Below are 8,213 nucleotides of genomic sequence, written 5' to 3' on the forward strand. Positions count from 1 at the left end.
TCAGGCTCCGTTTCCAGCCGGTGCAGCGGTGGTTGCAGCGGCAAGTTGTGAATCGATGAATTGTGAGATCCGTGCGGCGATCAGTCCGAAGGACACAGCGCCGGGATCCGGGTGGCCGAGGCTCTTCTCGGCGAGGGGACGTGCCCGGCCCTTCAGTGGCCGGAGCTCCGCGGTTTTCGCGGCAGCGGACTCGGCCGCCGCAGCCGCAACTGCCAGCGCCCTGTCAACGGGAGCACCGCCGTCGAGCTCTGCCAGGAAGGCATCGCGGAACGGAAGGAGCGCGTCCACCATGGTTTTGTCGCCCGGCTCCGCTTTGCCGAGTTCGGTGATGGCACCGGCGAAGGCTTTCACCGCAGCGGCTGCGTCCTCGGCGCTGTAGGAGTCCCGGTTTCCGAGCGCTTGCCCGGCCGCAATGACGGCCGAACCCCACAGGGCTCCCGAGGTGCCGCCGGCACGCTCGCTCCAGGCCTCGCCGGCACTGGCCAGCACCCGCGCCACCGACGAACCGCCGGCGGCTTTCCCAGCAGCAGCGGCTGCGTCGACCCCGCGGCGCATGCCGATACCGTGGTCGCCATCGCCGGCAATGGCGTCCAGTTTGCCGAGTTCTTCTTCATGCTCGACGACGACGTCCCTCACCTGGGCGAGGATCGCCACGGCCTGCTCCCCAAGTTCCGCCGCGGCCCGGGTGGGCTGCTCGACGTCGGAGGCTTCGGCGTCGTCCGTCAACGCAGTGGTGCGCGCCGCGCGGGGTGCCATGCTGCCCTTGCGGAAAGCGGGGGTGTCGGCGGGCGCGGACCAGTACTGTTCCAGTTCCTCGTCCAGCCACAGGAGCGTCAGCGACAGGCCTGACATGTCCAGGCTGGTCACCAGCTCCCCGCACTCGGGCTCGACGACCGTCAGCCCGGCAGCTGCCAGGAGCTTCTCGATCTTGCCGAACAGCAGGAAAAGTTCGTCGTACTTGACGGTGCCAAGCCCGTTGACGATGGCCACCACGCGCTCTCCTGCGTCCTCGGGCTTGTCAGCCAGCAGCTTCGACACCAGGAGTTCGGCGAGTTCGGATGCCGTGGGCATGGGGTGTTCGGAGATCCCGGGTTCGCCGTGAATGCCCAAGCCGAGGGACATCTGCCCCGCGGGAACGTGGAACAGCGGGTCCTTGGCGCCCGGCAACGTGCAGCCGTCAAAGGCCACGCCGAGGGAGCGCGTGCGGTAGTTGGTCTTGATGGCCAAACGCTCGACGCCGTCAAGGTCCAGTCCCGCTTCTGCGGCGGCTCCTGCGATCTTGAAAACGGTGAGGTCTCCGGCAATGCCGCGGCGCTTTTCCAGCTGTTCGATCGGAGCGCTGGCAATGTCATCCGTAACGGTGACGGTGCGGGTCTCGATGCCCTCGGCATTGAGCCGAAGCTGGGCCTGGCCGAAGTGGAGGACGTCGCCGGCGTAGTTACCGTAGCTCAGCAGCACACCGCCGCCTGCATTGGCGGCCTTGGCCACGCGGTACACCTGGCCTGCTGCGGGAGAGGCGAACATGTTCCCGCACGCCGAGCCTGCAGCCAGGCCCGGACCGACGAGCCCGGCAAAGGCCGGGTAATGTCCGGACCCTCCACCAACCACCAACGCTACCTGGCCTGCAGGTACCTCAGTGGAGCGCACCACGCCGCCATCCACCCTGGCTACCTACGAGCGGTTGGCTGCAACGAAACCATCCAGGGCTTCGTCGGCAAAGTCCGCCGCGTCATCGAAAATCCGCGTCACTTCACCGCTCCTGCCAACTCTGCAGCCGGCTGCTGGCGGCCCTGTGCGACCTGGCTTGTGCCCAGCGCGTAGCCCTCGGTCTTGGGCAGGACATGGCGGCGCAGGTATTCCTGGTTGCTGGCGGTGACGCTGAGGCCGTCGCCACCGTAGTGTTCGGTGCAGAGGATGCCCTGGAAGCCCACGGACAGCGCAAACTTGAAGGCTTCACGGTAGTTGATGAGTCCGCTTTCCATGGGGGCGGGCATGGTGATGTAACTGTCGCGGGCCACGTCCTCATCGCGGATGTAGTTCTTCATGTGCCAGTAGTTGGAATATGGCAGGGTCTTGGCCACCATTTCGCGCCAGTCCTCGATGGGCCGGTGAAGTCGGATGAGGTTGCCAAGGTCCGGGTTGAGGCCAACGTTGTCCAGGCCGATGTCCTGTACCAATTGGACGGAGGAGTCGGCGGTGCCGAGGTAGGTGTCCTCATACATCTCCAGGGACAGCAGGATCCCGGCCTCGGCGGCGTGCTGGCCGAGCTCACGGATGCGGGAGACGGCGTTGCCCCATGCTTCCTTGTCCCCCACGGGGTCCTTGTATCCCTCCACGGTCCAGAACCACAGCTGTTTCTGCTGCTCCGGCGTAATGGCCTGGTGGAGGCCGATCGAGACTACCTCGCAGCCGAGTTCGGCGGCGGCGTCGATGGTCCGGTGGCTGTAGGCGAGGTTCCCGGCCCAATCCGTGGTGTGGATGACGCTGCGGCGGATGGCTGAGATGACCGGCGTCCCGATGCCTACGTGCTCGGCGGTCTGCTTGAACTCTGCGAGGCGTTCCTTGCTGAGATCGCCCGGACGCACCCAGCTGTCGGTGAGATCGGCGTTGGTGAAACCCGCGTCCTTGACTTCCTGGAGGACGTCGGCCCAGACGGAAGCGTCGGCGTCGTTGATGTCCTTGCCCGTTTGGTCGGTGCCGGGGAACTGCAGGAGGGCCGCGGTGACGGGCCAATTCTCGGCGGTATACGCCATGATGATCACTCCTTCGTGGAATCCTGTTTCCTATAGGATTTACGAACACGAAGGAACTGTCAAGCCTTTTCGGAAACTTCCTGCATCCTATATGTCTTACATATGTTCGTGAAGAGGGTCACAAAAAAGGCCCGCCGGCATGTCCGGCGAGCCTTGCTTGGCAGATGACTATTCCTCGGGCGCGTCAGCCATTGCCCGCCCCCGGACGTTCTCCACGTGGGCGACCATTGCCTGTGCCGCCTTTTCCGGATCGCCGCCCGTCAGGGCGTCCAGCACGGCTTGGTGCTCGGAGATCGCCTGTTCGGCATCAGTAATGCCCACTCCCCCGAACAAGCGGAAACGCTGGACCTGCCCGCCCAAGGTGTTGTATGCCGCCAGGAGGAATTGGTTGTTGGCCTGGGCGGCGATGAGCTGGTGAAACCGTTCGTCAGCCTCGAGATAGCTCCGGTATTCGGCGAACGTTCCGCCCCTCGGAGCCGTCTTCAAGTCCTCCACAGCCTGCTTCAGGGCATCGAGGCCCTCCTGCGTCATCCGCGAACACGCCAACCTGGCATTCACTGGTTCAATCGAAAGCCGCGCTTCCATGAGTTCAGCAAAGTCCTCGCGGGTGAAAACCGGAGCAACCCGGTACCCCTTGAGCGCGACGCGACGAACCATGCCCGTATGCTCCAGCCGGGCCAGCGCCTCCCGCACTGGCGTAGGCGAGACATCCAGTTCCCGCGCCATCCCGTCGATGCTGACGGCAGCTCCCGGTTTCAAACGGCCATCCATGAGCCATTCGAGCAGCGCTTCATACACGTGGTCCGCCAGAACTTGGCGACTGACAGGAAAGCCGGGGCGGGCGACTGCCGGCGAAGGTTCAGACATGCCACAAATCCTATAGGAACGCGAGCCGTCGGTCGGTAAGGAGACGACGTCACATTCCGCCCGGCTTGTGAGCTTAAAGCACGACGTCGGCAGTCGCCATTCGGGAAAAGGCGCGCCGACGTCGTGCTTTTGCTGCTGTTAGTTCGCGTAGAACGGGTAGTCCGTGTATCCCTCGGCGCCGTCAGCGTAGAACGTGGCCGGGTTGGGCTCGTTCAGCGGCAGGCTGTCACGCCAGCGACGGGCCAGATCGGGGTTGGCGATGGCCGGGCGGCCAACCACGACGGCGTCAGCGAGGCCTTCTTCGATGATGGCGAAGGCTTCGTCGCGGGTGGTGATCTCGCTGAAGCCGGTGTTCACCAGGAAAGTTCCGTTGAAACGTTCACGGAGGTCCTGGACCAGGGATCCCTTGGGCTCGTGGTGCAGGATGCTCAGGTACGCCAGGTTGAGTGGCGCAATGGTGTCCACCAGAACCTCGTACGTTGCCCGGACATCGGCGGCATCCGTTTCGGCGATTCCCTGGACGTTGTGCTCCGGGGAAATCCGGATACCCACACGGTTGGCCCCCAAGGCCTCCACCACCGCGTTGACCGTCTCGATGACGAACCGTGCACGGTTTTCCGGGGAACCACCGTAGCTGTCGGTACGGACATTGGAGTTCGGGGCAAGGAATTCATGCAGGAGGTAGCCGTTGGCGGAGTGGAGTTCAACGCCGTCGAAGCCTGCCTCAATCGCATTCTTGGAGGCGGTGACGATTTCCTGGATCACTCCGGGCAGTTCGTCCGTGCGCAGTTCGCGCGGCACCGGGTAGGCCTGCTTGCCGTTGGGGGTGCGGACCTCGCCCTCGATGGCGACGGCGCTGGGGCCGACAATTTCGTGGCCACCGGTGATGTCGGCGTGCGACACGCGTCCGCCGTGCATGATCTGGGCGAACATCCGACCACCCTCGGCGTGGACTGCGTCAGTGACCTTCTTCCAGCCAGCGACCTGCTCATCTGTGACAAGACCGGGCTGGCCGGGGTAGGACTGACCGGCACGGGCCGGGTAGGTTCCTTCGCTGACGATCAGGCCCAGGGAGGCGCGCTGGCGGTAGTGCTCAGCGATCAGATCGTTCGGAACGCCATCCTGGCCTGCGCGCAGGCGAGTCAACGGGGCCATCACCAGTCGGTTGGAAAGCTCCAGCTCGCCAAGGGCCAAGGGGGAAAACAGCATGCGCGGTTCCTTTCAGGATGAATCAGGTTCACCATGCGTAACTGTGCCGCGTCTGCAACTATTCCGGGTGAGGCGCAGATCACACCCTACTTGGTCAGATCCCTCATTGACTCGTCGAAGCATTCGCACAGGGCAAGGACTGCCACCAGGTGCGCCTCCTCGGCGTGCGGCGGGTCCGTGTTGATGTTGATTGCCTCATTGACGGATTGCGCCAGGTCCTTGGACTCCCGTCCGGTCAGTGCCCACACCTTGGCGCCTGCAGATTTGGCTGCGGCAGCGGCGTCGCGGAGGTCATCCGTGATTCCCTTGGCAGCCAGCAGCACCACAATGTCTCCACGCTTGACCACCGACGGAATCTGGCTGCTGATGGTCTCCCCGGCATCCTTGTTGGCCACGATGGCCTTGAAGGAGCCGGGGTTCCCACCGTGATCATGGGCGGCATCGTGGGCAGTGAGTTCAGAGGCGAAGCGTTGTGCTTCATGGGCGGAACCGTCGCTTCCGGCGGCGAACACCCGGCCGCCACGAAGCCTGGCCCTGGCCAGTTCCTCGCCCCATTCGGCAAGCCGCGACGATTCCCGACGCAGGGCCGCTACGGCTGGCCCGATCTCGCCAAGGTGACCCAGGACAACGTCCACTGCATGTCGGTTGATCTTCGAATCAGTCGCACGGATTGACTGGCCTGTCCGCCTCACCACGATACTCACTTCCTTACCTCCGCTTCGTCGTTGAAACTACAGGTTCCTGTCGCCGTCGCGCGTCGAGCCGTCACGCCTGCTGCGGTCACGCGTCAGCCGCTCACCCTCCGCGACGTTGACGCGGTCGGCGTCACTGGTGTGGCCGCCGTCGTGGTCCACGTTGCCGCGGCCGGCATGGGTGCCGTGACCGTCGTCGGCGGATCGGTCTGCCGTGGCATTCGGGTCAAGCTTGTCGGCATGGCGGAGGTGCTCTTCGACGCGTCCGTGCGCTTCCTCGGCCTTTTCGGAGTGCCGTTCAGCTTCTTTCCGGAGCCGGTTCGCTTCGGCTTCGGCCTGGAGGGCGTTTGCCTCGGCCTGGGCAGCCTCAGCCTTGGCTTGGTGAGCGCCGATGGCTTCCTCTTGGGCCTTCTCGCGCAACTCCCCCGCCCGGCGACGATTGACCTCGGCCTTCTTACGGCGTCCAACAACCACCGCGATGATCACGGCTGCGATGACCACCACGGCCACGACGATGATCAGTACCAGTTGTCCTGTGTCCACGAGGATTACCTCCCTGGTGAGCGGACTTCCGTGGGCGCCGCTCGCAGCCCGCGCTGTGCTTGGTGTCCGAGGTGTACCCCAATCGGGTCATTCCAAAACGATTCCGGTCCCGCCTCTTCTTGTATGGTAGCTAGTTATCAGGTTACTTACTAGTTTTAGCTGCCCGTCTCTTCCGGGTGTTCACGGGCACGCTTTTCTTCCGGGGTTTCACCGGTCTCATCAGGGATGAACGTGGGGTCCAGTTCGGTGGTGAAGTCGCCGGTTCCATTGTCATGTTCGACGGCGTCAGTCGCCCCAGGTTCGGACGGTTCCGAAGGTGCCGCGTCGGTCTTGTTGGGTTCGTTGCTCATGGCCTCAATCTAGGCACCACCCGGGATCGTGTCGAGGGTCGGCGGCCTTGTAAGAGGACATGATCTCTGCTTCGCTGGAAAGGTCTCCAGAAGAGCGGGACCGGCCCCGGCATCAACAGCAGGGAGATCCACACGTGAAAGCAGTGACATGGCAAGGCCGGCGCACGCTCAGCGTCGACGACGTACCCGAACCCTCCATCCAGGAACCCACGGACGCGATTGTCCGCATCACTTCCACCGCCATCTGCGGCTCGGACCTCCACTTGTATGAGGTCCTCGGCCCCTATATGCACAAGGGCGACGTCATTGGGCACGAGCCCATGGGAATCGTCGAAGAAGTAGGCCCGGGAGTGCACCGCCTCAAAAAGGGCGACAGGGTTGTGGTCCCCTTCAACATCTCCTGCGGGCACTGCTACATGTGCAACCGCGGGCTTCAGTCCCAATGCGAAACCACCCAGGTCAAGGCCAAGGGATCCGGCGCGGCGCTGTTTGGCTATTCAGAACTGTATGGCTCCGTCCCGGGAGGCCAAGCCCAGTACCTGCGGGTGCCGTTCGCGGATTACGGCCCCGTGAAAATCGACTCGGATGCGCCCGACGAACGCTACCTCTTCCTGTCCGACATCCTCCCCACCGCGTGGCAGGCCGTGGAGTACGCCAATGTTCCTGAGGGTGGGACCCTCGCGGTGCTGGGTTTGGGACCTGTTGGCCAGTTTGCCACCAGGATCGGCCTCCACAAGGGCTTCCGGGTCATCGGAGTCGATCCGGTCCCCGAACGCCGGGCGATGGCGGAGTCCCACGGCGTGGAGACCATGGACTACAGTTCCGATGTCGCCAGCCAGATCCGGGAGGAAACGCTCGGCCGGGGACCGGACTCCGTGGTGGACGCCGTCGGCATGGAAGCACACGGTTCGCCGGTGGCTTCCTTCCTCCACAAGGCAGTGTCCCTCCTACCGGACAAGCCGGCGCAGGTGGCCATGGAGACCATGAGCGTAGACCGGCTCGCGGCCCTCCATACCGCCGTCGACACAGTACGTCGCGGTGGCACACTCTCCCTTAGCGGCGTCTACGGAGGCCAGGCCGATCCCATGCCGCTGATGACCATGTTCGATAAGCAGATCCAGCTCCGCATGGGTCAATGCAATGTGCGCAGCTGGATCGACGACTTGCTCCCCCTGGTGGAGGACGACGCCGATCCGCTGGGAGTCATGCATCTGGTCACCCATACCGGGAGCTTGGACGAGGCGCCTGCACTCTACGAGAAGTTCCAAAAGAAGCAAGATGGATGCATCAAGGTGGTCCTCAAGCCCTGAGCAGCGCACATTCAGGAAGTACCCAGAATTGCTCGATAGCCTAGCAATTGTCAGCGTTGGTACTACATCGAAGGAGATCCCATGGGACTCGGAGACAAGATCAGCAACAAGGCACAGGAAGTCACCGGCAAGGCAAAGGAAGCCCTGGGTGACGCCACCAATAACGAGAAACTGCAGGCCGAAGGCGTAGCTGACCAGGCAGCCGCCAAGACCAAGCAGGCTGGCGAGAACGTCAAGGACGCCGCAAAGGACGCCTTCGACAAGTAGGCCTACAGCACCAAACGAACACAGCGAAACGCCCCGGCTCCCATCCAAGGGAACCGGGGCGTTCTGCGTGCACCCAACCATACGTGCCCCCATCTAGGGGACAGCTCCTGTCCCAATGAGCCGTCAGTAGGACATGTGCTGTCCTCTAGACTCTTCTATGTCTGTCAAGGGGTTTGGGTTGCTGTTGCGGCAGCGTTGAGTGTGCGGTAGATGTGGCGGGCC

The 8,213-nt window shown here is 63.7% G+C and carries 8 protein-coding genes and 1 pseudogene; 2 read left to right on the top strand and 7 right to left on the bottom strand.

The annotated features are described in order from the left end of the window. The 7 genes and pseudogenes from dhaL to FDP28_RS15750 all read right to left on the bottom strand — a co-directional run bounded on the left by dhaL (position 1) and on the right by FDP28_RS15750 (position 6,414). Positions 1-1,749: pseudogene (dhaL, locus tag FDP28_RS15720) on the bottom strand (dihydroxyacetone kinase subunit DhaL). Then, positions 1,746-2,753, bottom strand: coding sequence for a sugar phosphate isomerase/epimerase family protein (locus FDP28_RS15725; protein ID WP_144662478.1), 1,008 nt, complete (start codon positions 2,751-2,753; stop codon positions 1,746-1,748). Before FDP28_RS15725 ends, dhaL begins: the two are co-directional and overlap by 4 nt. Before the next feature lie 168 nt (positions 2,754-2,921). Next, entirely contained in the window at positions 2,922-3,620 is a 699-nt protein-coding gene (locus FDP28_RS15730) for a GntR family transcriptional regulator (protein ID WP_144662479.1), read from the bottom strand. A gap of 138 nt (positions 3,621-3,758) precedes the next feature. Next, positions 3,759-4,829, bottom strand: coding sequence for an alkene reductase (locus FDP28_RS15735; RefSeq protein ID WP_144662480.1), 1,071 nt, complete (start codon positions 4,827-4,829; stop codon positions 3,759-3,761). An 86-nt stretch (positions 4,830-4,915) separates the two neighbouring features. Continuing rightward, positions 4,916-5,500, bottom strand: a complete 585-nt coding sequence (locus tag FDP28_RS15740; RefSeq protein WP_144662493.1) for an SIS domain-containing protein — start codon at positions 5,498-5,500, stop codon at positions 4,916-4,918. Between the two features lie 60 nt (positions 5,501-5,560). Further along, the gene (locus tag FDP28_RS15745) at positions 5,561-6,064 is read right to left on the bottom strand and encodes a hypothetical protein (RefSeq protein ID WP_144662481.1); all 504 of its coding nucleotides are present in this window, start codon (positions 6,062-6,064) and stop codon (positions 5,561-5,563) included. 155 nt (positions 6,065-6,219) lie between these two features. Continuing rightward, positions 6,220-6,414 carry a hypothetical protein gene (locus tag FDP28_RS15750; protein ID WP_144662482.1) on the bottom strand — a complete coding sequence of 65 codons (195 nt, stop codon included), beginning with the start codon at positions 6,412-6,414 and terminating at the stop codon, positions 6,220-6,222. A gap of 134 nt (positions 6,415-6,548) precedes the next feature. Between FDP28_RS15750 and FDP28_RS15755 the strand changes: the two genes are divergently transcribed. Continuing rightward, positions 6,549-7,724 (top strand): zinc-dependent alcohol dehydrogenase, encoded by a 1,176-nt coding sequence (locus FDP28_RS15755; RefSeq protein WP_144662483.1) that lies wholly within the window; start codon positions 6,549-6,551, stop codon positions 7,722-7,724. Positions 7,725-7,805: 81 nt separating this feature from the next. Further along, a complete protein-coding gene (locus FDP28_RS15760) occupies positions 7,806-7,991 on the top strand; it encodes a CsbD family protein (RefSeq protein WP_018777112.1) in 186 nt (61 codons plus the stop codon). Positions 7,992-8,213 lie beyond the last annotated feature (222 nt).

This window comes from Paenarthrobacter nicotinovorans, assembly GCF_007670255.1.
GTDB lineage: Bacteria > Actinomycetota > Actinomycetes > Actinomycetales > Micrococcaceae > Arthrobacter > Arthrobacter nicotinovorans_B.

Coding starts and splice junctions, on each gene's coding strand:
- FDP28_RS15760 (WP_018777112.1), top strand. CDS start 7,806: ATGGGACTCGGAGACAAGATCAGCAACAAGGCACAGGAAGTCACCGGC.
- FDP28_RS15730 (WP_144662479.1), bottom strand. CDS start 3,620: ATGTCTGAACCTTCGCCGGCAGTCGCCCGCCCCGGCTTTCCTGTCAGT.
- FDP28_RS15735 (WP_144662480.1), bottom strand. CDS start 4,829: ATGCTGTTTTCCCCCTTGGCCCTTGGCGAGCTGGAGCTTTCCAACCGA.
- FDP28_RS15750 (WP_144662482.1), bottom strand. CDS start 6,414: ATGAGCAACGAACCCAACAAGACCGACGCGGCACCTTCGGAACCGTCC.
- FDP28_RS15725 (WP_144662478.1), bottom strand. CDS start 2,753: ATGGCGTATACCGCCGAGAATTGGCCCGTCACCGCGGCCCTCCTGCAG.